Here is a 26,524-nt window from a genome sequence, read left to right on the forward strand (position 1 = left end):
TATAAATAAAACTACTATGGAAACAATTGATTTTGTGTTTTTTCTTTCTTGCGGATTGCTGGCCTTCTCTATAATTCATCTCTATGTGAGTAATATGGCACAACATCTAAAGAATATTCATAATGCTCTGATAACAAGTACACTACAATTAGAAACTAACTCGTATGAAGTGATTAAACAAGAAGATATAATGTCCCTTGGTTTTGTTCCTTATTTCCAAAGTTATGAGGATTATGGATTTGCCAATGAAGATGATAAAGGATATATCACTAAGATTAAACTTGCCCCAATTAACCAAGTGACCATTGTAACAAAGGATAGTAAGTTCACACAGAGCTTCATGAATAAAGGTGACTTAGTGCAATACCTATTACTGATACAAGATTCAGTAGTAGCAGGATTCTAATGATAGGAGAAGTATTATATATCGGTAAATTTCCAAGTACGAATCAGTTATACACAAAGACTTGGCAAGAAAGGAAAGTAATTCAAGATGATTTCAAGGATAGGCTAAGACCTTTCATCATAGCAGCTGATTTACCTAAACTGGCATTCTTCAAACTGAAATATGAATACAATTCTAGATATGACGTGGATAATGCTGCTGGTGGTTGTATCAAGATATTTGTGGACCTAATGAGGGAGTTGAAGATTATTCATAATGATACTCAAGGGATATTCAGAGGTTTTGAAGCATATCCAAATAAAAATCTACCTCCACAATCATTCAAAATAACTATTTACTAAGCTAATTCTGTATTAATGCCAAAGTGACAGTATTTATAATTATATAGATAGATTATTATTATGGGTGTATTTCAATATAGTGATGAGATAAGAGAGAAAATATGTGAGGGTATTGCTGAAGGTAAGAGCTTGCGTAAAGTGTGTTCTCAACCTGGTTTTCCTGGTGCTTCTACCGTAGTGGATTGGCTTACTAAGAACCATTTTCCAGCCTTTACCGAACAGTACGCACACGCACGGAAGGTAGCCTATCAGTTGATGGCAGATGAATTAGCTGATATAGCAGATGATGACAGTAAGGACCAACAGAGTAAGCAGAATAGTCAGAGGTCAAAGCTAAAAGTAGATACTAGAAAATGGGTTCTCTCTAAAATGTTACCTAAGGTTTATGGTGACAAATTGACTTTAGCAGGAGATTCAGAAAACCCAATAGTTACCAATGCTGCTGAGGATACTTCGAAACTGACTACTGAGGAATTAGAAATATTATTGGAGCTGCGTAGAAAAATGCGTTCAGAGTAACGGGCGTCAGCAACGAAACAATGATTGAATTACTATCTGTCGTCAGCAAGATTGGAGCTACCGATAAAGAAAGATTTTTTGAAACTCTAAGAAACTGAAGCGGCTGAAGTGACTTGAAGAAACTCAGTAGCTATGATTCTTAGGTTCGTTCAATATCGGTTGCCCCGCAGCAATGACACAATGACAGATAAGGTAAGCTAAAACTAGAAGCTAGAATTAGTCTAGAGCTAAATTTATTAATTATTAAAATTATAGTGAGTGTTAAATTAAATGATATACCAAGTGAGGATGCAATTCTAAGAGATTTATGTAACAGGAGCTTTTATAGATTCTTCTGTGAATTCTGGGAGACTATAGAGGCTGCACCACTTATCCCAAGTCCACATATAAAGTATATCTGTAATGAGTTACAAGTTGCGTACGAGAAGTGGGAGAGGGGTGAAAGTCAGGATGATATAATTATTAATGTTCCTCCTGGTAGTAGTAAAAGCACTGTAATCAGTCAATTGTATCCAGCATGGCTATGGGTTAAGGATTCATCAATATTTACCCTATGCACCAGTTATAAAGCTAAACTGAGTACTAAAAATATAAGCAGAACAAAAGACTGTCTTACTTCAAAGAAATTCAAATCAGTATTCCCAAATCTGATTCAGCTAAGGGATAATGATAACAGTAAAACTAGATTCAAGAATAATAATAAAGGTGGTGAAATAGAAGTATCCTCTACTGGTGGTGAAGCTACTGGTAACCACTATCACTTTATCATTATTGACGACCCATTATCAGTGAAACTCGCTGCTTCTGAGGTAGCCAGAGAAACAGCGAATGACTACATAAACACCTCATTAGCCAGTAGAAAGAAGAATTTTGATACTACGGTTACCATCCTGGTTATGCAGCGTCTTCACGAAGAGGACCCTACCGGCGTGTGGCTCTCAACAAAGGAGGTAAACCATATCTGTCTACCAGCTGAACTAACAGATAATGTCAAGCCTGTAGCAGCCAGAGCACTTTATGTAGATGGATTATTAGACCCTGTACGCAAATCCAATAAGGTTCTAAAGTCAACTAAGGTCAGTCTTGGTAGCTATGCTTATGCTGGTCAATTTCTACAACAACCGGCCCCGAGTGAAGGAGGGTTATTAAAGAAGCATTGGTTTCAGAAGGCTACATGGCAACAATTCCAAGAGCTTACAAGAGGTCAAAAAGTTGTCTGGGAATTTGACGCTGACACAGCCTACACAAAGAACACGACAAACGACCCATCAGCACTACTAGCTTCAACCTACGTCAACAACACGCTCTATATCCGTGCTGTGAATCAGAAGTGGCTTGAGCTTCCAGAGCTTCTAAGATTCATTCCAAAGTTTCTTGAGGATAACGGTCAAACACCGGATAGCAAACTTTACATAGAGCCTAAAGCCAGTGGTAAGAGCATAGTCCAGAGTATCCGTGCTGAGACCCTGGTGAATGTGGTAGAAGCTCCCTCACCGACGCTTGATAAGATAACGCGAGTCCACGGTATAGCAGCTTTTGTAGAGAGCCTAAGAGTAGTGCTGATTGATGGTAGCTGGAACCAAGATTTCATTGCTCAATGTGCCACGTTCCCAAATGCTGCACATGATGATATGGTAGACTGTCTGACACAACGGATAGAAAGAATATTAGCAGCACCATTAAATCAGAAACGCAATAAAGCTATTTACCTATAACTCATAATTAAGCAGTATTTATATAATATAGGCATACATATAATTATTTAATGAATCAAGAATTTAAAACTTTACTACAGGAATACGATAGTAAGTCAGCATACAAAACAAAGGCAATAGTAGGAAACGACGCATTAGGGCGAACAAATCCAATAAATATTGTAGGTAATTCCGCTATTAATTGGTTAGGTACTGGTAACGACACTATTACAAAAGATGGTTATTCAGCTAGTGCTACAGGTTATGCTATTCAAAACTTTATTCTCACTTCAGCTAAGAAGATAGATTGGAAGGCTTATAAATTAACTGGTGATGATAATAAGAAAGAACCTGTAACTAATCATCCCTTAGCTAATATCCTGTACCGACCTAACTACAGTCAATCTTGGAGTCAATTCAAAAATGAAGCATTAGCCCATTATCTACTTACTGGTAACGCTTATATCTGGTTCAATAGAAATGTTAAAGGTAAAACTATTGAAATGATTGTATTGCCATTTGCTACAGAAGTATTAGGTGGTGGATTTATGAAAGAAGTTACTGGATATAAGGTGTTGAAAACAGATGGCACTTTTGATACTTATGAAGCCGCCGACGTATTGCACCTTAAAACATTCAATCCAGAAAGTTATAAGTACGGTTTATCTCCTGTTACAGCCTGTTATAAAGCCTTTACAGCATCCAACGCAAGTTTAGACGCATTAGTTAAGCTGCTACAGAACTTAGGCCCAGCTGGTGTATTATTCAACAAAGAAAAAGATTTTGAATGGACTCCTGAGCAAAGCAACAGTATTCGTAGTTGGTATAAGCAATATTCAAACGGTGGTAAGAATCAAGGCCAATTACCAATATTTAGTAATGAAGTTGGCTATGTAAAGTTAGGCTTGAATACAGTGGAATTAGAAGTACTGAAAGTGATTAATGCGAGTCGTGATATGATTTGTGATGCTTATAGTTTTCCTAATCAACTTCTAAATGGAGATAATTCCAGCACATTCAACAATAAAAATGAAGCACGTAAATCAGTTTACACTAACTGTGTTATCCCATTAGAAACCGAACTACGTGATGGACTGAATAGAATGCTGGGACAGGAGTATAATGACGAGGTATTTATTGATTTTGACACTTCCAATATCACTGAATTACAGGAAGATAAGAAGGAAATGGTGAGCTGGTTGAAAGATGCTTGGTGGGTATCTACAGCTGAGAAACAGGCTATGTTAGGTGTAAAAGTTGATAAGACTCTACCTCAATACATACTTCCCAACACCAAGAAATCTACTGACGAAACCGACGCTGAAACCGACGTAGCCGACGAAAAAGATAAAAAATAAAAAAATATTATCTGATTTTCTGATTTAATACAAAAACCGTAGTATTTAATTATAAGGACACAGTTATAAGTGTTAGGTGTTCTTATTATATAAATCCTCTGTGTATAGTATCCGTCGTTTGGGTTAGGCCGAATTAATCATAAGTCCTACCCAGCGACAATTATTATTAGTGTCCACAATTATTAATGTTAAAGAATTACGAATATAAAAACTGTGCTATACCCAATTTAGAGGTTAAAGCTATTGATGCTGAACAGCGCACGGTAACATTTTATGCAGCTGCCTTTGGTTCTGTAGACTCGCACGGAGATATAATTTTAAAAGGTGCATTTGCAAAGACCATAAAGGAGAATGCAGCCCGTTTCAAGTGGCTAAATCAGCACGATACTTACCAATTAATAGGTCGAGTACTCTCAATTGAAGAGGATGATTTTGGGCTATTGGTGACGTGTAAAGCTTCTGAAACTACTCTTGGTAATGATGTTCTAGCCCTTGAAAGTGATAGGACTTATGAGCATAGCATTGGATTCAATACCATTGTTTCTGAGTGGGATTCAAGCCAAGAAATCAGAATAATTAAAGAAATACAATTGTGGGAAGTTAGTTCGGTAACATGGGGTAGTAATCCTAATACACCAACGGTTTCCATGAAATCTATGTCACGCCAAGAAAAAGGTGACTATTTACTAAAGAAACTATCTCGTTTGCACACAACACTAAGGAAAAAGAATATTAGTGACGAACGAGTAGAAATGTTAGAGTTAGAAGTATTACAAATTAATCAATCTATTCAAGACTTATTATCAGAGTCAAAGTCACTTGAAGAAACTCCTGAGCCGCCCGTAGAAAGCACTCCTGAAGTTGAAGAGCCGACGAATAATATCAGTGTTGAGGATATATTAAATGTATTTACAAAGGCTATAACAACCAATAAATAAACAACTATATAATTATCAATTTTAAATTGGAAACTAAAGAAGTATTAGAAAAAGTAGAATCTGTTGCTAATGAAGTAAAATCTACTGCTAACGAAGCTAAGTCTGCTGCTGAAAAAGCTGAGGCTAAAGCTATTGCTCTCCAAGGTCAACTAGACGCTCTGGAAGCTAAAATGAACCGCCAAGGCAAAGGTGAAGCTGGTGAGCCTGTGAAGGATGCTGTAATGGCCCTTTTCGAAGCTAAAGCCGACGCTCTACGCAATCGTACCACTGGTGAGAAAGTTGAAATCCAGCTTGATAAGAAGGCTGCTGTTACGATGCTTTCTGGTGCTGCTGTTGCCTTGCGCACGGAATCTCCAAACATGTTGCCTTACGTGCCGACGCCTACCAACGTGGAAGATGTTTTGGCTAAAGGGACTATTGCTGGTGACCTCCTAACCTACGTGCAAGAGTCTGGTTTTGAAGGTGCTCCTGCTATGACTGGTGAAGGTGCATTGAAGCCTAAAGTTTCGATTACCCTAGAAACCAAGCGTGAAGCTGTTAAGAAGATTGCTGCACATTTCAAGGTTTCGGAAGAGACAACGCGTGATTATGTGCAATTCGTAGACTACCTAAAGTCTCGCGTAGTAGCTGAACTAAAAGACGTAAAGCAAGCACAACTAATCTACGGTGATGGTCTTAATGTAAATCTCCAAGGTATCTATCCAGTTGCTACTGAGTTTGCTTATTCAGGTTCTCCTATTGAGCATGTATCGAATATTGATGCACTCCGCAAAGCTATTGCTCAAGTTCGCAAGGCAAAATACAATGCTACTGCTATCTTGATGCACCCAGACGACGTAGCTGATTTGGAACTTATCAAGGATGAAAACGGAAATTACGTCCTTCCAACTATCCTAACGGGTAACATGCCAAATATCGGTAAAATCCAGATTATGGATATCGATGTTATGACTCCTGGTACATTCCTAGTTGGTGCGTTTGATAAAGGTGCTCAATACTTTACCCGCGAAGGTCTAACGATTCGTGTCTACGACCAAAACGAGGACGACGCTATCAAAAACATGGTAACGGTAGTAGTTGAAGAGCGTGGTGTACAAGCTGTTTACCGTCCTGAAGCTTTCGTTAAAGGTACGTTTGCAGCTGCTAAAGGCCTAATGTCTGCTTAATAGTAAAGTACAATGCCAGAAGTAACCGCAAAAACAATTTTTCTCGGAAATGAGGGAATGTGGCAGGTAGGAGAAACCAAAGAGGTAAGTATCCTACGTGCTAAAGAGTTGGTGAAACATGGACTGGTTATAGAGAAGGTGGTAGAGGCTCCAAAGGCTTCTACCTCTACTTCAAAAAGTGCTAAAAAAACACGTCTAAAGGCCGAAAATAGGGAGACTAAACCTAAAAATGTTCAAGATATAGAGCAGAAATAACGATAAAGAATACAGGATTATAATTAAGAGTGAGTATTACAAAATTTATAACAAAACCAACAACTGAGCCTGTATCTATTGAATTATTTAAAGCTCATATCCGAATTGGAGCCGACGAAACCAGCGAAGACACACTATTACAGCACTATCTGTCAACAGCGAGAGCCAAAGCGGAAAAGTACTGTAATCAACCTTTTGCAAGTAGAGTCTTAGAGACAACTTTTAGTGTAACTGAGCCCTACGTTTTGCCTCCTGGTGCTGGTGAAATCCTTAGTGTTAGTGGTTTTATCAACGATTTGAGCCAACTACCGACATTAGGTCAGTATTGGAATGAGTATGTGAAAGGAATATCAGTGTCAAGGGAATATCCTATTTGCTACGATAATCTACCTACTTACACAGTCCGTTACACCTTCGAAGCCGACGTAGAAGCCGACGTAATCCAAGCCATTTTAAAGATAGCTGCTGACTTGTACGAAAACAGGGAGAATAGCACTACAGGAGCCTCAAATAAGGCATTAGGGATTAACTACCAAGTCCTTCTAAACCCATATAGAGTTATTGGAGATGGCAGTTAGAGCAGGACAATTCAGAGAGCAAATTCAGCTTGTGTTTCCTGGTGCTGTAGAACAAACTGAGTCAGGAGGTCTAAGGAGTACCGGCGAAGGTCTGAAAGTGGCAACGTGGGCTAGAGTCCAGCAAATGAAGGGTAATCAGTTACTCGCATTAGGCAAGGAAATAACTACTGAAGGTTTCAAAATTAGTATCCGCTATAAAATGGCTGCATTCAACGCTGTGCAAATTATTTGGGGCAATAAAACGCTAAAAGTTGAAGGTGTAACCGGCGATGAAAAGCGTACTGAAATAACCATGTATTGTATAAATGCCAATTAGCGGATTAGATAAGCTCATAAAGCAATTAAAACAGCTTGAGAGTAGGGTAGAGGTTGAAGTTGATAAAGTAACAAAGGAGACAGCCGAAGCTATAGCAGCCGACGCAAAAAAACTCGCACCAGTACAGACAGGAAAGCTACGTGATAGTATTCATGTGGTGAAAGATGGTGCTGCATACGAAGTCCTAACCGACGTGGAATATGCACCCAAAATTGAGCTAGGAGTACGAGGATTACCAGCGAGACCTTTTCTATTTCCTGCTTATTTATTACACAAAAACAAATTCCTGGATAACCTAAAAACCGCTATTAATAATATTTAAATAAGTGCCAACGTACGACCCAATTATAACTATCCAAAAAGCTGTTTTTAAGGCTCTACGTGACGCTCAAATTACTTTAATGGCTACTCCTGTGCCGACGTTTGAATTCGTGCCACAGACGGTAAATCCACCCTATATATTAATCTCACAACAAACGTGTATTCCTTCAAATGGTAGCACGAATTGTAAAGTTTGGGAATGTACTCTCTTGCTAGATATTCTCACAACTTTCAGTACTGGTGGTGGAATAAATAGTGATGATGTTGCAGAAATAGCAGCTCAGGTATTAGGGGTATTAGAAGATAAGCGTTTAGAATTATCCAACGGATTTCAAATGAGTCCAGCTGAATTGATTATGTCAAACAATTTAGTAGATAATAAGACAAAAGAAACGATTGATGTTCACAGATTTTTAAGATTCTCTTTTAGTCTGGAATATCATCAAGATTAATAATTAGTATCTGAATTATAAATTAAGAATTACAGATATATAAAACTATTTAAAGTAGAGAATACAAATTATAATATGGCAAAGAAAAATATTAATGCTAAAGACATTGTTGTTAAAGCAGATGGTAAAGTAGTAGGTTGCGCTCAATCCGCTCAATTCGCAATTTCAGTAGAGATTGATGAAGCAACATGCTCTGATTCAAATGGTTGGAAAGAGAGTGTTCCTGGTCAAAAATCGTGGAATGGTAGTTTTTCTGCCGCTTATCGTGAACTAACTGGTGCAGATGCTGAAAATGGTGTTACAGCCGACGACGTAATTGATATGCTCCTAGATGCTACTGAAGTTGAAATTGAATACTCTCAGCGTGAAGGTGGTATGCGTTATATTGGTAAAGCATTTATTTCGGAGTTTTCGTTTGATAAGCCAGATAAAGGTTTGGTTACGTGGAATGCCTCTTATGAAGGTAATGGTCCTTTCCAGAAATTAGCATCTGTTCCAACGGTATAATTAAACAACGTATACTATTTAGTAGAAATAACTAATAGATATGATTGATAAATTAGCTGAAGTAAATTATTTGACCTTTAAAGGTAAGAAGCATCCCTTTGTTGTTAGCAATATTCTCCAACAATTCGAATTCTGTAAAGTTCGCGGAATTAAGTTGAGTGAGTATTATGCTGAATTAGGTAAGTTGAATGTAGAGGAAGGTGAGGTAGAAGTTTCTCCTGAATATATGGAGGTTCTAACAGCTTATATCTACAGTACATTATATGCTGGATATACCAATAAAAAGAAACCAGTAGACTTTAAAGCTATTGATGTATTGGAATGGTATCTAACGAGTAGTGCTGAAGAAATTACTGAATTGGTTAAACCAGTGACAATTTTTGCTGAAGCTATTCAAGATAATAACACCGACGAAGAGCCAAAAAAAGCCTAGGGGCAACAGATTTAAGTAACAGTGATAGCCGACCTCCCCAAACGTGGTCGGCTATTATTGATTATGCCTTAAACGTGGTTGGTCTGTCGCCCCGAAAATTCTGGAAAATGGGTTGGGATGAATATGATAGGGCCTGTCTTGCATTCCAATATAAAGAGCAAAGTGCATTAGTGGGACCTAGAATGGTTGCTACTCAGATATATAACCTATTGGCTGAAAAAGGTAAGTCAATAAAGGAGACTGATTATTACTATTTACCATTAATAGATAAAAAAATAGAATCTGATAAGGTAGAATCTGATGAAGTAGAATTGGATGAAATGGAAACTGAGAGTAGTGAATCTATGACTGAGTTCTTAGATAGAATGGAAAAAATGAATTACCATCAAAAAGCTACAGATGATAAATAATTAGAGTTACAGTACAAATATAATTAGTGGATTTACAGAATTTAAAAATATTAATAGGTGCCAATATTCAGAATCTTCAGAATGGTTTAAAGAATGCTGCTGGTGCTCTCAGGACTTTTGGTGCTGAAGCTGGTAGAGCTGGTAAGGATGCTGCAAATAAGTTCGGTGCTGGTTTCGATGGCCTAAATGGTCGGATAGCTGGACAAATCAAAGTTTTAGAAGCCACACAGAAGAAATATGCTGATGGTTTCGGCAAGTTGGGAGATGCTTTTAAGAGTGTAGGTAAGGACTTTTCAACTTATGTAAGCCTACCTATTGCTGCTGGTTTTGCTCTCAGTGCTAAGGCTGCAATTGACTTTGAATCTGCCTTTGCTGGTGTTAAAAAGACACTGAATACTACGGGCTTAGATGCTCAACAGACACAAGCTGAATATGCTCGATTGTCTGAAGGTATTCGGGAAATGGCTAAGGAAATCCCAGCCGCCGCCACCGAGATTGCCAAGGTTGCTGAGAGTGCTGGACAGCTAGGTATTAAGAGGGATGCCATATTGGACTTTTCAAGGGTAATGATTGACCTTGGAAACAGTACAAACTTAAGTGCTGACCAAGCTGCTACAAGTCTTGCACGATTAGCTAATATCACTCAACTCCCTCAAAACCAGTTTTCAAATCTTGGTAGCTCGATTGTCGCACTTGGTAACAACTTCGCTACAACAGAGAGTGAGATTAGTGAATTAGGACTCCGTTTAGCTGGTGCCGGAAAGCAAGTAAACCTTACTGAAGCTGACATTTTGGGCTTTAGTGCTGCTATTAGTTCGGTAGGTATCAATGCTGAAGCTGGTGGTACTGCCTTCTCAACAGTCCTTAAAAAGATACAGGTAGCAGTAGAAACAGGAGGTAAATCACTCCAAAGTTTCGCCAAAGTTTCGGGCCAATCCAGCGCAGAGTTTAAGAAGAATTTCCAGACCAATGCAGCTCAAGCCACTCTAAGCTTTGTAGAAGGACTTGGTAAAATTAAAGATGAGGGTGGTAGCACAATAGGCACACTAAAGGAGCTTGGATTAGCCAATATCCGCACTTCTGATACGCTTCTACGTTTGGCTGGTGCTGGTGACGTTACTCGCCGTGCTGTAGAATTATCAACTCAAGCCTTCGAAGAAAACACCGCTCTCAGTAAAGAAGCTGGGCAGAGATACGAGACTACTGCAAGCCAAGTACAGATAGCTAAAAACCGTCTGACTGACCTTGCTATAACAGTTGGAAACCAGTTATTACCAGTCATTAAGACCTTTAGTGCTGGTGTTGGTGCTCTTGCTGATGGTCTCGGTAAACTATCTCCTGGTGTTGTTTCTACTACTATTACGGTTGCTGCTTTTGCGGCTGCTATTGGTCCTGTAGTGACTGGTATTGGTGCTCTAATCAGTGCGCTCGGTAGTGCTGCTGTTGCGGCTTCTGGCTTTGGTGCTGCTATCGTTGCTTTTACTGGTCCTATCGGTGCTGCTGTGGCTGCTGTTGCGGCTCTTGCTGCTGGTATCTACTATTTCACAACCTCAAGTGACCGTGCAAACAAAGCATTCCAAGAGCAACGTCAACAGACCGAAAATCTAACTACCAGTATCAGTCCTTTGCTCGATAGGTACGACGATTTAAAGACTAAAACTGAGCTAAATGCTGATGAACAGAAGGAGCTAGAAAGCATAATTAAGAAGGTTGCTGCTACAATTCCTGGTGCCGCGAGTAGGGTAGATGCTTATGGAAATATCATTGAAATCAACACTAAAAAGACTCGGGAAGCCATACGTGCTGAAGAAAAGCTATTGAAGCTCCAAGCCAGAAAGAGTATTGGTGGAAATGTTGACGAATTAGAGAAACGTAGACGCGAGTTAGCTAATTACCAAGTTGAGGTTGACAGATTTAACAAGGAAGGAAAAGTACTAACCATTGGTACCAGTAGTCTCCAATTTAGTTCAGACCCAGACGACGTTAAGAAGGTATTGGATGGCTATAAGGAACGTAGAAAAGCCTTTATTGAGCAAAACGACCTGGTTAACGCACAACGTAAAGCCCTTGAAGAAACAGCTGGTGTTGGTATAGGTAAAATTATATCTCCTGAAATCCAGAATCTAACCAAAGGATTCCAAGGGTTAACGCCTGCCACCACTACCAGCACCAAGGCTCTAAAGGATGCTGGAAAAGTTGTAGCTGAAGATGTTGCACCAACACTCGGAGAACTAAAGCAACGTCTAAAGGACCTACGCGAAGAATTGGATGGTGAAACTCCTGGTACGAAAGAATTTGCAGCCACTAAGGCCAAGATAGCCAACCTGGAAGAGCTGATTAAAAAGTATGAGGATACTGGTAAAGCTGGTAAAAAGGCTGCTACTGATATACAGAAAGCTTTTGCAGAAATAACCAGCAAGTTAAAAGGTGTAGATACTCAGGTTCGTCTTGGAATTGTAGACTCAGGAGCTGAGGAAAGTGCTGCTAAAATAAAGGTCCTGGAAGATGGTCTTAAGAAGTTAGCTGACCTAGGAGTAACACCAACGAATACCAAGCTACAGGCTCTCAATACACAGCTTCTAAAGTTGTCGCAAGGTCTGAATGTAGGATTTGACCAACTAGACTTGAAGGTTCCAGACCTAAAAGTTAAACCTGTCAAAATACCCTTAATTCTTGGTGAGGCTGCCACCGATTCTCAAGGTGCCTCTAATGCTACTATCCAAAGCCAGAAGCTCTTAGCAGCCAATTTAGCCTACTCTAAGAGCATGGAAGATATTTCTGCTAAGAGTCTAATCTATGGTAAAAGTTTTGATGGAATTGGAGAAAGAATAGGTGCTCTACAGCAAGTCATAGCGAGTTTCCGTGCTGCTGGACTTGGTGAAATGTCTGCTGAAATTCAGAGTGCAAGTGACCAATTACAAGCTGCTGTAAACTTTGATAAGCTTAGTCAGGCATTTGATATAGGTCCCGTAATAGGTCAGAAACTAGCCAATCTAACAGCTGTATTTGATGTAAACCTAGACCGCATTATTCAACAGACAAACGCTATTGGTACTGCAAGCTCAATCTTAGGTGAAGGACTTGGTAACATGGCTGCTGGTGTAACAGATGGCAGCGGATTCCTTAAGTCTGCTTTTGGTGCTCTGTTGGCGGTGTTAGCTGATTACATGCAAAAGAAAGGTGCTGCTATTGTGGCCTTAGGACTAGCTGATTTGGCCGTTCCTGGTATGCAAGCTGCTGGTTTGGCTCAGATTGCTGGTGGTACGGCTCTTATTGCTGCTGCTGGTGCCGCTCGGGCTTTTGGTAGTGCTGCAAGTAGTGGACAAGGAATCTTTAGGTCTGGTAGTAAAAACACTCCTGGTTCTGGTGGTAGTGGTAATTATCGTGGCTCAGAAGCTCAAAATCAAAACCGTGAGAAGATTGAGGTACAAATTAAGGTGACTGGTAAATTACGTACTGAAGATGATGGTAGAACTTTAGTTGGTATGATAGATAATCAAAAATACCGTACTACTAATTATCGTTAAAAAAGGAGTATTTACAATTAATGGCAAAAATATTATTACAAACAGTTTCAGTTAAAGAAGACGAAAATACTTACAGATACGATAACATATATTATAGCAGTGACGCTCGTAATGGGCTGAATGCTTTGATTAAAGAATTCGATAGAGGTATTACAGAAAAAAGCTATACAATCCAAGATAATACCGTCTTGGATTCGTATTGCACTATCCATAATGGAGACGGTAAAAAGGCTACAGCTATTTCAGACGCTTCACAAGATTTTCTCTACAGAATTGAATACTCTGATAGTGCTGAATGTGCTGGAATTTCGGACCTAACATTACTGAATATTACTCCAACGCCTACCACAACTCTTACAAGTGATGATGGTGTAATAACAGTGTATGCTAGTTCAAGTGCTCCACCAATTAGCATATATATTCCCTCATTAGGTAGTCGTACGGCTCCTGGTGCTGAGGTTCTATTTACGTTCAATAATGTCAAGCCTGGAACCTATGCAGCCCGTTTGCAAGATGCTAATAACAACCAACTTACAACTAAAAGTGTAACGGTCTCAGCTGGTCAAGCTCCTGGTCAAAATATCCCTGGTCCTCTAAAAATCAATTGGGCAAAGTATGAGATTGTACCTAATCCAAGGTCTTTCGATTTGCCTTGGCATTTGGAAGGAATCATTTGGGATAATTATAATAAGCAAAGTGGAACTACTGTCTCTCCACCACTTACTTATCCAGTATTTTACCAGTATCAAGACCAATATTTAAAAGGTAGTGTTGTAACATATAAGAAAAAATTTGATTATGCAACACGCTATTACCGTGCAAGTGTTGACTTAATTGGTAAGAATTATTCGGATAATAAAAACAAGATTCCATATCCTGACGACAATGGTATTACTCAAGGCGTTTGGGAAGAATTAACACCAGATAATATTAATTATTTTTCTGAAACTTACCAAGAAACGATTAAGAATAATAAGGGTGATAATGAGTATTTATCCTATCCAAGTTATTCTGAAGGTCGAATTGTTAGATATGGTTTTGATACCTATTATAAGGCTAAAAAATTCATCGATTCTCGTTTGTTTGTTGATAAGAAAAATCCAAAACCAACGTACAAAAAGAGTAATGATTATTGGGAATACCTGACAAATTGGCCTGGAAGTTATTTCACCTATGTAATACCTGAGTCACAGCCAATTGACGCTTATTTTATTGGTACTATCTATCGGCAGTGGTTCTTTCATCTCCAAAACCCAGACCTCCCTTGGAGCGAAGAAAATAGAGATAGATTCTATTATGAGGATACAGATACCAAGGCAGAAAGCACAAGTGGAGACCTCAGGATTATCGATATTATAAAGAACGACATTGATGAATCTGGTGCAACAAATGGTAGTGCATGGATTATTGCTACTAGTCCCTCATTGCCTCTCAAGTATCAAATCTCTACCACGAATTTCAGCGAGTCCAACGATACCGGCCAATTTGAAAATCTTGCTCCTGGTACTTATGAGGTCCTGGTTACAGATGCTCAAAACCGACGTGCTGTAGACTCATTTGAGATAGAGGATAGATATAGACCACGTTGGAGGCTACTCTACTCAGACCTCAAAGGAGTTAACTTAGAAACGTACATTTTTGAGCGTGATTGGGAAGGAGATGTTACAGACGTTGTTGGTACTGGTTCGCCCGTTGAGTTAAGCTGGGATAGTGGTAGTAGTAAAGCTGGTTATTTGCCTGAATCGATTGGTGCTAACCTTGTTTTCAACCTAAGAACTCAAGTAGCTCAACAGTTTGTAGATACCATCCTGAAAGACGACAGAAGTCATAGGGTAGACCACTATAGAGCTGGTAAAATACAATTTCGTGGTTATGTAAATTCTACTTCTTATTCTGAAAAGCTACTAGGTCCAAATCAAGAAGTTCAACTAACTGCGACAGATGGTCTTGGAGACTTGCGTAATACCTTTTTTCTCAATCATAAGGCAGAGAAACAGGCAGGACGTACCAACTTATTATCTACTCTGCTTTCATGCCTTTCAAGATGTGACGTGAATTTCCCTCTCAACATTGGCTTGAACCTGAGGGATAGGCTAATGGCTGAAACCGGCGACCCTCTACAGCTTGCCTACGGCCACCGTGAAGCCTACCAGAAACAGGACTCAGATAGCACGGCTCCAACTACTGTAGAGGATACGGTAGATATGAGGACTGTAGTAGATGCAATCCTCAGGAACTTCAATGCTTTCCTCTATCAGCGTGAAGGAGCTTGGTACATAGTTTCATTGAATGAGGCTCCTTTTACCTACGACGTTCGCTCTTGGAGTCCAGCTGGTAAGTTGATTGGAAATACTACGGGTGGTACGGCTCAGGATGCACTTAGAATCTTGCCTCCAACGAATGCAACTGAGAGCAATGAGTTATTCTGGATAAATGCCAACCAAAACAGAACCACAATAGCGAGTGCCAACGTGGTTAAGGCTACCGTACCTCTTCTCTTTCAAGATAACTTACTAAAAAATGGAGGATTCCAAGATTGGTCTAGTCCTTCGAAACCCTTGGATTGGACACTAAATGGTACTATCGGAACCTCAATAGCTAAAGGTGAAAAGGCTGGTGAAAGAGCTGTTAAAATCAGTGGCTATACCGGAACAATTCAAAATGGTAGCTATCTCCTTTCCAGCGAGGCTCCACACCTAACAGGTCAAGAAGAAGAGGTTTATGAGTTGAAAGTTAAAGCTAAAACAGAGAGTGCTATTGACCCTTATAGTAGCGAAGAAGTAACTGTAAAGCTCCTGTTTCAAATAGTTTGTGATGGTCAGCCTTATGGAGAAATCATTGAGTTTGAGCTATCCAGCAAAGACAAATGGAAAGAAAACAAAGTAGACTTACCACTTGGATTGCCCGGCCAGCAAGTACGGATAAGGGTCCTGAATCCAATTTCAGTTAGTGGAAATAGCGTAACATATCTATCTAGTGTTGCTCTCTCAATTCGACCCTTCAACCAAGATTGGAGTGAGACCGACGAAGACCATATTAGCCGCATGAATGAGATTAGTCAAACAGGAATAAAGCTGGAAGATGTTGAGTTAGTACACGCTGACCTACCTACGCCTCCTGGTGCGAACGACAGAGCTTTAAAGCCGCTCGGGATGGATATATATGCTTGGAAACATGCCCTTTCATTAGAGGACTACACAGCTACATGGGAATGGAAAAGGCCGCGAGACACAAAGTATACTTCACTGCTTTTAACTGCTGCCAACGATAGAATTAGCCTCAGATTAACAGCCACCGATGAAATAACCGGCGAAGTCTCAGGTCCTGGATTCAATGCCTTATCAGTTGGAGTCATGCTGGATTTGCCTACTGAAAATATCTCAGGAAGATTTATGGTAATCAGTTGCTTCAAACGCGAAAAGGACAGAATAGCTCAAATCACTCTTAAGAAATTAGCTCCTGGTTCGTATGGTGAAGAGACTGAAAACTTGACTCCAAATAATGCACGTATTGCAAACATTAATGGAGTTAAAAATTATAGAGTTGCAAATAGTAATGGTGAGAAACTATTTAGAGTAGCTAACAGATAAAATAAGAATTAGACGTATTTATATATAAGATGCCGATTGAAGAAATTAAAGAAAGTTATATAAAGGATTTACCCCAAATAGTTAGTCCAGCTGATTTATATAATACAAAAATTGAGGTAGAGAAAGTTATTAATGGGGAACCAGCAAACCATAGTGTCAATTTCGGCACTATGGTTACTGGTGTTGCTAATGCTCTGCCAAAAGGAAACAATTCAGCAAGCTTATACAAAACTGTAAGATGCTATGATTCAACTGTTCCTGGTTACAATGCTGGTAATAGTACACTGGTAGATTTAGACCCAAGATTCCTAGCTCTTGGTGCTATTTGCTATGTAGAATTTCCTCAACCTAGCCGCGAATACCGTTTGGTTTGGGACCCAAATTCTACTTTGTATGTAGCAATAGATGGTGGTTTTGGTGGTGAAACAATTGGTGCCAAGTGGGTAGAAAAGGATTCGTTAGAAGATAAATATGCTCGTATCCTAGAGTTTAATCCTTTCGAAAATAGCTATCAAAAGGATGATATTGTTAAGTATATTTTAGATGGTACGCTAACATTATTTGCAGCCAAACAGACACTAATTAAATCTACTTTCCCTGGTAATGTTATTCCTGAACCAACTGGAAATGTTACAGACCAATATTGGCAAAAGTTAGGTGCTTCAGATGGTGGTGAAAATCCTGAAGCTTATGATGATACTGAGCTAAGAGGACGTGTAGAAGTTGTAGAGCAAGATGTTGAGGACCTACTAACCAATATTGAAACAGCTAAAACCAATCTGAATAATCGGATTGATGGTATTGTAACTGCTGTAATTCCCTACGTGCCAGATAGCTATGTAGAAGGTCAGCTGGTGCATCATAACGGGCTAATATTTATGGCTCGGCAGGATATAGCAAACTCTACTGTAGCTCCAACTTCTACTAACGCTTATTGGCTCCTGGTTAATGGCACGTCAAGTGGCTCAACATCTGGTGGTACTGTCGATTTGAGCAATTACTACACTAAGGCTCAGGTAGATGCAATTGGAAATACCAAAGTTGAAAAGCGTACTGGATATAGTCTGGTATCGGATGCTGAGATAGCCAGATTAGCCACTATTACCAACTATGTCTTGGTAGATGGAAGCGTAACAGAAGCCAAATTATCAGCTGAAGTTCGGGCCAAATTGAATGCAGTAGAAACCGGATTTGATGATACTGAGCTAAGAAATCTAATCACTACCAAAGTAGATAAGGTCCCTGGTAAGAGTCTGGTCCTAGATACAGAGATTGCCCGTTTAGCCAGTTTACAGCCTTTTGATAATACTTCCAACGATACTCGCCTAACGGCCTTAGAGAACAAACCTGAGCCGCAACCTTTCGACAATACCAGCAATGACCAACGCCTAACAGCTCTTGAGAATGCTCCTGGTTTTGATGATACAGCTATTGTCAATCGATTGGATACAAATGAGGCTGAAGTAGCTGATATAGATACGCGAGTAACGGCACTGGAAAATGCTCCTACTACTTCTGGTGGAACTATCGATTCATTGAATGATGAGAAAGTATTTGTTGGATTTACTGGTATTACAGAAACTATTGGTGGTCTGACTCCTGGAAACTTCAATGGAACCTTAGAGGAATTACTAGCCAAGATTCTAATTAAATATCAAGCTCCTTTCTTCACAGGGTTTGCTTATAATGGTGCTGGTAGTCGCACGGTAGAAGCTGGAACAACATTCACTGGAACGGATACTTTTAGTTGGTCTATTGGTAATAATAGTAATGTCAAACCAAATACAATCATTATCAAAGATGGTGGTTCTATTATAGGTTCTGGACTTGCAAATAATGGCTCTCACACGCTTGATTTACCAACCTTCACCTTAGATGCTGGACAATCAAAATCATTCAGCATAGAGGCTCAAAATACCGAAAACAACGTATTTACAGGAGGATTAACTATCAATACTCAATTAGCCCGCTATTATGGTGCAAGCTCTTTAACACCATCTGAACTAAAGGCTCAACTGGCTAATAATGCCAACGGGGTACTAGGTGGCAAAGATTTAAATGGTGGTAGAGGATTAGAAAATAACTTTAATTGCAGTGGTGGTAAATATCCGTACTATTTATATCAAGCTGGTTTTGGTAATCCAAGTTATGTTCAACAAGGTCCAAATAACTTTTCTGCTTACACAGTTGAGGATATTGTTATTAAAGATGTGTTTGGGATTATGAGAAATTACAAATTATTCTATACCGATACCATTCAATTTAGCTCAAGTTTTAACCTAAGAATTAATTAAAAATATATATAAGTGTCAGATATTAAAGGTAATAATATAGGTGCTCCGATAACTCCATTTACAACAGAAGATATTTATCCAACTCACCTTGCCGAATATGGTAAAGGTGGGTTGCGTACGGTCTTGAACTATAGTGCTCTAGAGGCTATTATTTCAGCACGTAGAGAATGGTACATGGAAGTGGTGTTGGAGGACACTGGAAAGAAATATAAGCTAACCAAAGGTCTTGTATCCAACGTCTTAACGGACAATGGTAACTGGAAAGAAGTAATAACTGGTGAGAGCTACGATGATACTGAGCTAGTAGAACGGATTGAGGTTCTGGAAAACAAGCCTGAGCCTGAAACCTACGATGATACAGCACTAAGCAACAGAGTCACAGTATTAGAGAACAAACCTGAGCCTCAACCTTTTGATAACTCAACCAACGAAACTCGCCTAAGCAGCTTAGAAGGTGAGGTTAATGACCATGAAACAAGAATTGTAAGTCTAGAAAACCGTCCTATTTCAAGTGGTGGAACGTCTACAGATAAAATTTATGATGCTGATTCGTGGTCTTCAGAACTTGCTAAAACAGGATTAAATTGGAATGGTAACAGCAAACAGCTTCAGGTATTAGGTACTACGCAATTCGGCCAAAACGGTGCTGTAGATGGTAGTATTACTGTCGCTGGTGTTATCCGCACAGTTTCGGACCCTGGTGGTCAGAGTGGCGTTGAAGTGATAAATGGCGCTGAATCTGGCTTTTCTAAAATCTCACTAGGCAATAATGGCAACAATGGTCGCGTATGGGATTTCCTAGTAGGAGGTAATAACAATGCTGGACAGAATGGAAATGGTGCCGTTGAAGGTAACTTAATCCTTGCTGTTAATGGAGATTGGAAATTTGTATTCAGGAAAGATGGTAGAGCTGGGATTAACACCAATTCACCACACCCTAGCGCCACTTTAGAAGTAGGTGGTACTACTGGTGGTCTATTAGCTCCACGTCTTACCAGCACACAAAGAGACGCTATATCCAATCCAGCTACCAGTTTACTTATATACAACACTACTACAGCTGGTTTCCAATACTATAACTCAGGTTGGAAGGACCTAGTGTCAGCTGGTGAAAGCTATGATGATACACTTATTATCAATCGTTTAGATGCTGTTGAAACTGAGGTTAATAACCTGGATACAAGAGTAGAAATATTAGAAAGAATAAGTAATAATCAAGAGCTTTTAATAGACCCTGAATTTCTACAACCTCTAACACAAGATACAACAGGAGGTAGTGTATTCAGTATAGGCAATTGGAAATATACAACTGGTTGGCAGCAAACAAATGGTGTTGTAAATGCAATCAATGGTGCTTATCTATTCCAAGATTTCGCGGCTACTATTGGTGCTAAATATACCGTTACTGTTAAAATCAATAGCGTCAATAGTGGTGGTGTTGCTCTGGTTTCAAGAGGTGGCTATGATGCTGAAGACGTTGCGTTAAAAACAGCTATACTAACACAACCTGGAATTTACACTTTCACATTTCCAGCAAAGTTTGACATAGAGCGAATTCACGCCTACGGATTCAACAATTTCAACGGCCAATTAGAATATATCAGTCTTAAAAATGAAAAGGCTGCTATTGGTGGTGAAAGCTATGATGACACTGAACTACGTGCTCGGGTAGGAGAGGTAGAGACTGACCTTGCTGCTGTTGAGACAGAAGTAATAGCTGTACAAGGTGAGGTAGATGGATTGGAGGATAGAATAGAAGCACTGGAAAACAAGCCCGCTCCAACTCCTTTCGACAATACTACCAATGATGCTCGACTAAGCAGCTTAGAAGCTAATAAGACGGATAAGACTACTACAGCTGCTATTGATTCGCGTGTAACAGCCTTAGAAAACCGTCCTGTTACTCCTGCCTACAATGATGCTGAAGTACGTGGTTTGATAGCGGATAAAGTAGATAAGGTCCCTGGTAAATCTTTGCTCCTAGACACTGAAATAGCTCGTCTCTCAGGACTAACGAACTTCGATGCTACCAACCTAACCAACAGAGTAACCAGCGTAGAAACAGCTATTGGAACCAAGACAGACAAAGCCACTACAGATGCACTAACAGGACGTGTAACAGTGCTGGAAAATAAGCCTGCTGTGATTCCTGGTGACACTATTCAGACCATAACCTTTGAGTCCAATAACCTTGTAATCCGCACGGACAAAGGAGACAAGTCAGTTAGTCTAGCTTCTTTGGCTAATGGTGAAACAGTAGTACAAGCAGCTCCAAGCCTCCTAAACTTCGCTGGAAATCTATCTGGTTCTCTGACTCTGAATCTGCCTTTTGGTGCTGTAAACGTGCTTGCTGTAAGTGCTGATAACTATGCTTCTCTACCTCCAACAGATTACACAGTAGACTATACACAGAATCCACCAATCCTGACTATCACGAATCCAGCATTAGTAGCAGGAGACCGAATCTGGGGTACGGCTGTAATGACTCCTGAGGCTGATTTTGGAGACTACTACACTAAGACTGAAGTTGAAACCAGTATAGCAAGTAAAGTAGACAAGGTTGCTGGTAAGAGCTTGATTCTAGATACTGAGATTGCCCGTTTAGCAGCTGTAACCAACTACAATGATACAGCACTAAGCAACAGAATAACCAGCGTAGAAAACAATAAGGTTGACAAGGTTAATGGTAAGTCCCTGGTGAGTGATAGTGAAATTACACGTCTTGCCACTGTTGCCAATTTCGATAATACAGCTAATAATAACCGTTTTACTACTGTTGAAAATAGAGTAACCAATCTGGAAAACTTGCCACAAAATAAGGTGACACTAGATTTCAATTTTGCATCTGGATATTCCAATACATACACAGCTACAATTACTACCAACACTGCTAAAACTTATGTTGCTCAAACGCTCAATAACGTGGCTACTGTCGTATATAAAGTGAATGGTGCTACTGTGAATTTGCCTTTTGCTGTTGCTTCTGGAAATACATTGGAAATAACAATTACTCGCTCAAATAATAGCTTAGGCTCAATAGTTACAATCAATACATAAGTGAATTTATATTATAGTTTTTATAGTAATATTATTAGTGTTCCTGTTGTTCCTGCTAAAACATATTTGATTGATATTGGTGAGCAAAATGGTTCTTTTAAAACTAATTTAGCAGGGTGGAATAACGTAGATGCATATTTTACTTCTGTTAGCTTAGTAGATAGTAATAATAATAGTAGCAGTATAGTATTTAATTTAATTAGAGGTAATAGTAAAGGTGTGAATACCAGTGGCTTTAATGGTGCTGCTGGTGGCTTTCCTCAAAGTGCGTGGATTGATACAATGTATACTGAAACCGATAGTGCTGATTTTACGCTAACTGGTTTAGACTCAAGTAGAAAGTACGATTTGGAATTCTATGGTGCGCGTGGTGGTGTAACTGATATTCGTAGAACACAGATAATAATAAATGGTGTTACCAAAATTTATCAGAATACAACCAGTGATGGTAAAGGCTCTACTACTGGTGCAACTTTTACGGATATAGTTCCAACAAATAACACAATAGCTTTTAATTTAAATAAGAATACAGGTAGTTTTGGCTATTTAGGTATACTGAAAATAACAGAGAAATAATATAAAATATATAGATGCCATTAAACGTAAAAATAACAAAGGATGAAATTCAAGATACGAGTGCTGAGATTCTAACAGGTTCTACAGGTAACGTTGAATTCACTTATGATGATGCTGCTAATAAATTAACTGCTAGTGTTGAAATTCCACCAGTAGACCTATCCAATTATTATAATAAGCAAGAAGTATATAATAAAAATGAGGTAGATACAAAAGGTGAGGTAGATAGTAAGATTGCTGCTATTCCAAAAGTAGACTTAACGCCATACTATCAGAAAGTAGAAGTTTATAATAAAGTAGAGGTAGATTCTAAAATTAGTAGCGTTAATACGGAAAAAAGTATTGCAGACCGCGCATTTCAAGACCGTGGTAGCTATTCACGTGGTTTGCCACATCCTTTGTATTATATAGCGAATGCAAGTGATTTTACTGAATTTCCAGATAATATAAATTTAGCTCAGGAAGGTGGAAACCCGTATTATTTAACACAAATAAAACCTAGTAATGTTTATCAACCAGAACTTGATAATTATATTATTTATTTTAAAACAGGTAACTATCAGTCAGGAATTGCTTTTATAGGTCAACACGTTTACTATAAAGATTTATTTCCTGGTGGTCAATATAATCATACTAATACTATATTTTATCAAACGTATCCACGTGAATTTGATGAAAAGTTTGTCTATAATGTTTCACTAAATAATGCAAGCTCAGAAAAGGGTTATGAGTCTGAATTAAATCTATCACAGGCGCGGGTTTTCTTCGATAGTATTACTACACAAAATATAGACGCCTATAATTATATCAATGGTAGCACGTATTTAACTACCAGTGGCGAAAATACTATTAGTGCAGTAGTTAATGAATCAACAATTACTGTAGATAAGGATAAGATTTTTATTGATGCTGCTGAGGTTTCGATACCAAAATATGACCAAAAAATTGCTGCTATCAGTGCTGGTGGTGGTGGCGTAGAGAGTATTGCTGATAAGTTATTTGGAGGCACTATGAGACCGCTTCCGATAAAGGCTCTATTCTATATCAATAAATCATTAAGTAGTTCTTGGAATGGTACTTATCCAACTTATGTAAGCTCTGATGCAACTATTAGTGGTGATACTACAAAAGGGTGGGTATTTGAAAATGTAGAATATGCTGGTGAATCAGAAGCTGACGAACCTATCTATATATTATATGATTCGGCACCAGTATTACTCTCGCCACAATTCTTTGGTGGTCCTATTGAAAAATATAGTGATATTCTAGATTTCAATGATGATATAGATTATAAAAAAAGTTGGTGGTATACGAATGAGAATTTTACTGATGATGAGTACTATAATGAATACTATAAGGTATTGTTTAGAGGGATTCTTCAGGTTAATAATTATCATTACACTGTAACTACTACTGCTGATAAGTCCAGTGATAATTCTTTGGATTTATCTTCATTTAGTGTGAATACACGTAAGATGGAAATCAGTCGTTCAGCTAATGCGTCTGATTCAGAAACTGTGCTTAATGTGCAAGGTAATTCTAGATTTTATAGTGACAGATATGAGATAGTTGCTAATGGTAGTCGTTTAGATATTGATAAAAATAACTTTAGTGTCAATACCTATGGTGGTGGTCAAGTAACGGGAACAATAAGTATTTCTGGTAATAGTATTTTAATTGATGCTGCTAATGTTAGTATCCCAAAATATGACCAAAAAATTGCTGCTATGTCTGGTGGTTCTGGTGGTACTGTAGACTTGAGTAATTATTACAATAAAAGTGAAACGGATACTAAAATAAATGAAAATGCTTTTACAAATGAAAAAGTAGCTTTTTTCTTTCTTTTAAATTCTGACGCTGCAAGTGATGTAGGATTTACATATTTTAATAATAAAGTAGGTTTATTTATTCAAAATAATGTTGTAACAGAGGCTAAATTAAGTGAAGGAGTAAGAGCTAAATTAAATTCGAGCGGTGGTTCTGTAGATTTAAGTAATTATTATACGAAAGTTGAAGTAGACAATAAAACAGAGAAACAATATTATTTATTTCCAAATAATCAGATGCAACCTTATCAGCAATCAGTTATTTTAACAAACGTTGCTGGTGGTTTTACACGTTACATAGCGCCTGGAAATAGCAGCACTGTAACAGACCCACACGGTTTTTATACAAGTGGTGGCGTGAACTTAAATCTGCAAGCTGGTAAACGTTATAGCTATACGTTAACAATGCGATTTATCACAGATGGTGGTACTTATACTGGTGGAATATCTTTTGGTCTAACTTCTACACCAGAATCAGATAATGATTTAGAAATAGCTAATAAAAACTGGTTTCAACTTGCAAATGGTAAATCTGAAACATTGGTATTTAGTGATATAATTCAAGGTGGTTTCTCACACAAAATTGGATTCAGGTTGGATGGCACGGCTGATAAATTACAGTGGCGTTATTCACTAAAAATCCACGAAATATAATATATCCAACGTATTTATATATATACTATTCTATTTAAATTATAATGTTATTTTTAGAAATACCTGCACACCTAAGCCAAGAACCAAGCATTCTAGATTGGAGTAAAATAGTTCCTACTGTTGCTGGTGGCTTGGTGGTAGGTATTGTTATGCTTATTATCAACCATTTTCGTGAGGGTAGTAAGCAATATTCCAACAGAATCAAAACATTGGAATCTCAAGCTGTGAGTCATGAAAACAGATTTACTCAAATGCAATTGCAGCACGAAAATGCGGTAGATGCAAATAAAAAAGACGTATCACGATTAGAACAACGGGTTTCACAAGTTGACCAAGTGCTTCAGAAAGTTCAACAATTAGAGATTAGATTGGAGGCTCAGAATTCTCAGATTGCAATGATTAAGGAACGTGTTGATGATGTTAAGAGAGCTGTTGAGAAATCGAATAATGATATTATAGAATTGATTAAATCACATAATGCGAAAAATTAAGTATAGTGAATTCTTTAAGGATGCACAAGGTAGATTTACTGTTTATAGCGTAATTAGTTTATTAGCTGGATTTACCTTAGTGTCATCTCCATTAATTGTCAGGTTATTTAGTTGGCCTTTATTAATAGACCTTGAAATATACAGTCTAACTTTTATTTATTGTATAGCTGCCTTATCTGAATATTTACTAGCTGCCTATATAAATAAAATGCCTAGTGTTAATATCAATAAAGCTCAAGAAATAAATATTGAGTCTGTTGATTCTCAGGAGATACCCAAAGTGGAGTAATATAGTTTATGGGTACTCCTGATTTTTCCGGCCTAACACGCCTATTTATCATTTTCTGTCTATTTATTCTTGCTCTTGGATTTGCCTTAGGAGTCTTGGTTAGTTGCCAACGTCCTCAAGGTCCAGAAAAGACCATTCTAAGCGCTCCTATTACCCTCACTATCGATAGCATACACAATACCTATCCAGATACCATAAAGGCTGTAGATGGCCCTAAAACGGTGGTTATTGGTGGGCGTAAGGTGAAGGTGAAACGGGGTGGTACTCTGATAGTCCAGACTGGTAGTAATAGTGTGGCAAGCTCAGTCCAAAAGGCTAAGGCTCCTGTAGCAGTTGCAGCCAAAGAAGCTCAAGCAACGCAAGTAGTAAAGCCTCAGAATTCACCAACTACTGTAGCGAAAGAAGCTCAGGTTACTACCAGCGTCAAAGAATCGAATAATAATAACCTACTATTTATCCTGGTAGCTATTGTGGTTACATGCCTAGGAGGATTTTACCTATGGCTCAAAAAGAAATAATTATTAAA

General features: G+C 38.6%; 23 protein-coding genes. All 23 read left to right on the forward strand.

The window, feature by feature from the left end; translation table 11 throughout:
* Positions 1-16: 16 nt before the first annotated feature.
* The 23 genes from MUN82_RS01850 to MUN82_RS01960 all read left to right on the forward strand — a co-directional run bounded on the left by MUN82_RS01850 (position 17) and on the right by MUN82_RS01960 (position 26,516).
* A complete protein-coding gene (locus MUN82_RS01850; protein ID WP_245094436.1) occupies positions 17-406 on the forward strand; it encodes a hypothetical protein in 390 nt (129 codons plus the stop codon).
* Positions 406-747, forward strand: coding sequence for a hypothetical protein (locus MUN82_RS01855; RefSeq protein WP_245094438.1), 342 nt, complete (start codon positions 406-408; stop codon positions 745-747). Before MUN82_RS01850 ends, MUN82_RS01855 begins: the two co-directional genes overlap by 1 nt.
* Before the next feature lie 60 nt (positions 748-807).
* On the forward strand, positions 808-1,266 hold the full coding sequence (locus MUN82_RS01860; RefSeq protein ID WP_245094441.1) for a terminase small subunit-like protein: 459 nt from the start codon (positions 808-810) through the stop codon (positions 1,264-1,266).
* 254 nt (positions 1,267-1,520) lie between these two features.
* Positions 1,521-2,981 (forward strand): phage terminase large subunit, encoded by a 1,461-nt coding sequence (gene terL / locus MUN82_RS01865; RefSeq protein ID WP_245094444.1) that lies wholly within the window; start codon positions 1,521-1,523, stop codon positions 2,979-2,981.
* Positions 2,982-3,031: 50 nt separating this feature from the next.
* Positions 3,032-4,318, forward strand: a complete 1,287-nt coding sequence (locus MUN82_RS01870; protein ID WP_245094446.1) for a phage portal protein — start codon at positions 3,032-3,034, stop codon at positions 4,316-4,318.
* A gap of 185 nt (positions 4,319-4,503) precedes the next feature.
* Positions 4,504-5,256 (forward strand): HK97 family phage prohead protease, encoded by a 753-nt coding sequence (locus tag MUN82_RS01875; protein WP_245094449.1) that lies wholly within the window; start codon positions 4,504-4,506, stop codon positions 5,254-5,256.
* A gap of 26 nt (positions 5,257-5,282) precedes the next feature.
* Positions 5,283-6,422 carry a phage major capsid protein gene (locus MUN82_RS01880; protein WP_245094451.1) on the forward strand — a complete coding sequence of 380 codons (1,140 nt, stop codon included), beginning with the start codon at positions 5,283-5,285 and terminating at the stop codon, positions 6,420-6,422.
* A 12-nt stretch (positions 6,423-6,434) separates the two neighbouring features.
* The gene (locus tag MUN82_RS01885; RefSeq protein ID WP_245094454.1) at positions 6,435-6,677 is read left to right on the forward strand and encodes a hypothetical protein; all 243 of its coding nucleotides are present in this window, start codon (positions 6,435-6,437) and stop codon (positions 6,675-6,677) included.
* Between the two features lie 29 nt (positions 6,678-6,706).
* Positions 6,707-7,255 carry a head-tail connector protein gene (locus MUN82_RS01890; protein WP_245094456.1) on the forward strand — a complete coding sequence of 183 codons (549 nt, stop codon included), beginning with the start codon at positions 6,707-6,709 and terminating at the stop codon, positions 7,253-7,255.
* Positions 7,245-7,571: a phage head closure protein gene (locus MUN82_RS01895; protein ID WP_245094459.1), complete on the forward strand. Its 327-nt coding sequence runs from the start codon at positions 7,245-7,247 to the stop codon at positions 7,569-7,571. Before MUN82_RS01890 ends, MUN82_RS01895 begins: the two co-directional genes overlap by 11 nt.
* Positions 7,561-7,893, forward strand: a complete 333-nt coding sequence (locus tag MUN82_RS01900) for an HK97-gp10 family putative phage morphogenesis protein (protein ID WP_245094462.1) — start codon at positions 7,561-7,563, stop codon at positions 7,891-7,893. The genes MUN82_RS01895 and MUN82_RS01900 overlap by 11 nt, the downstream gene beginning before the upstream one ends.
* Before the next feature lie 4 nt (positions 7,894-7,897).
* Positions 7,898-8,344, forward strand: a complete 447-nt coding sequence (gene gp17, locus MUN82_RS01905) for a tail completion protein gp17 (protein ID WP_245094465.1) — start codon at positions 7,898-7,900, stop codon at positions 8,342-8,344.
* Between the two features lie 75 nt (positions 8,345-8,419).
* A complete protein-coding gene (locus tag MUN82_RS01910; RefSeq protein WP_245094468.1) occupies positions 8,420-8,851 on the forward strand; it encodes a phage tail tube protein in 432 nt (143 codons plus the stop codon).
* Positions 8,852-8,891: 40 nt separating this feature from the next.
* Positions 8,892-9,284 (forward strand): hypothetical protein, encoded by a 393-nt coding sequence (locus tag MUN82_RS01915; RefSeq protein ID WP_245094471.1) that lies wholly within the window; start codon positions 8,892-8,894, stop codon positions 9,282-9,284.
* A 107-nt stretch (positions 9,285-9,391) separates the two neighbouring features.
* Positions 9,392-9,694 carry a hypothetical protein gene (locus MUN82_RS01920; RefSeq protein WP_245094473.1) on the forward strand — a complete coding sequence of 101 codons (303 nt, stop codon included), beginning with the start codon at positions 9,392-9,394 and terminating at the stop codon, positions 9,692-9,694.
* A 26-nt stretch (positions 9,695-9,720) separates the two neighbouring features.
* Positions 9,721-13,221, forward strand: a complete 3,501-nt coding sequence (locus tag MUN82_RS01925) for a phage tail tape measure protein (protein WP_245094474.1) — start codon at positions 9,721-9,723, stop codon at positions 13,219-13,221.
* Between the two features lie 20 nt (positions 13,222-13,241).
* A complete protein-coding gene (locus tag MUN82_RS01930) occupies positions 13,242-16,811 on the forward strand; it encodes a DUF1574 domain-containing protein (RefSeq protein ID WP_245094475.1) in 3,570 nt (1,189 codons plus the stop codon).
* A gap of 29 nt (positions 16,812-16,840) precedes the next feature.
* On the forward strand, positions 16,841-19,105 hold the full coding sequence (locus tag MUN82_RS01935; protein ID WP_245094476.1) for a hypothetical protein: 2,265 nt from the start codon (positions 16,841-16,843) through the stop codon (positions 19,103-19,105).
* A gap of 12 nt (positions 19,106-19,117) precedes the next feature.
* Positions 19,118-22,162, forward strand: coding sequence for a phage tail-like protein (locus MUN82_RS01940; RefSeq protein ID WP_245094478.1), 3,045 nt, complete (start codon positions 19,118-19,120; stop codon positions 22,160-22,162).
* A complete protein-coding gene (locus tag MUN82_RS01945; RefSeq protein ID WP_245094480.1) occupies positions 22,163-22,738 on the forward strand; it encodes a hypothetical protein in 576 nt (191 codons plus the stop codon).
* Positions 22,739-22,752: 14 nt separating this feature from the next.
* Positions 22,753-25,218, forward strand: coding sequence for a hypothetical protein (locus MUN82_RS01950; protein WP_245094482.1), 2,466 nt, complete (start codon positions 22,753-22,755; stop codon positions 25,216-25,218).
* 44 nt (positions 25,219-25,262) lie between these two features.
* On the forward strand, positions 25,263-25,709 hold the full coding sequence (locus MUN82_RS01955) for a hypothetical protein (RefSeq protein ID WP_245094483.1): 447 nt from the start codon (positions 25,263-25,265) through the stop codon (positions 25,707-25,709).
* 297 nt (positions 25,710-26,006) lie between these two features.
* Complete coding sequence (locus tag MUN82_RS01960; RefSeq protein WP_245094485.1) at positions 26,007-26,516, forward strand: hypothetical protein; 510 nt, start codon at positions 26,007-26,009, stop codon at positions 26,514-26,516.
* Positions 26,517-26,524 lie beyond the last annotated feature (8 nt).

It is taken from the genome of Hymenobacter aerilatus (genome assembly GCF_022921095.1).
GTDB lineage: Bacteria > Bacteroidota > Bacteroidia > Cytophagales > Hymenobacteraceae > Hymenobacter > Hymenobacter aerilatus.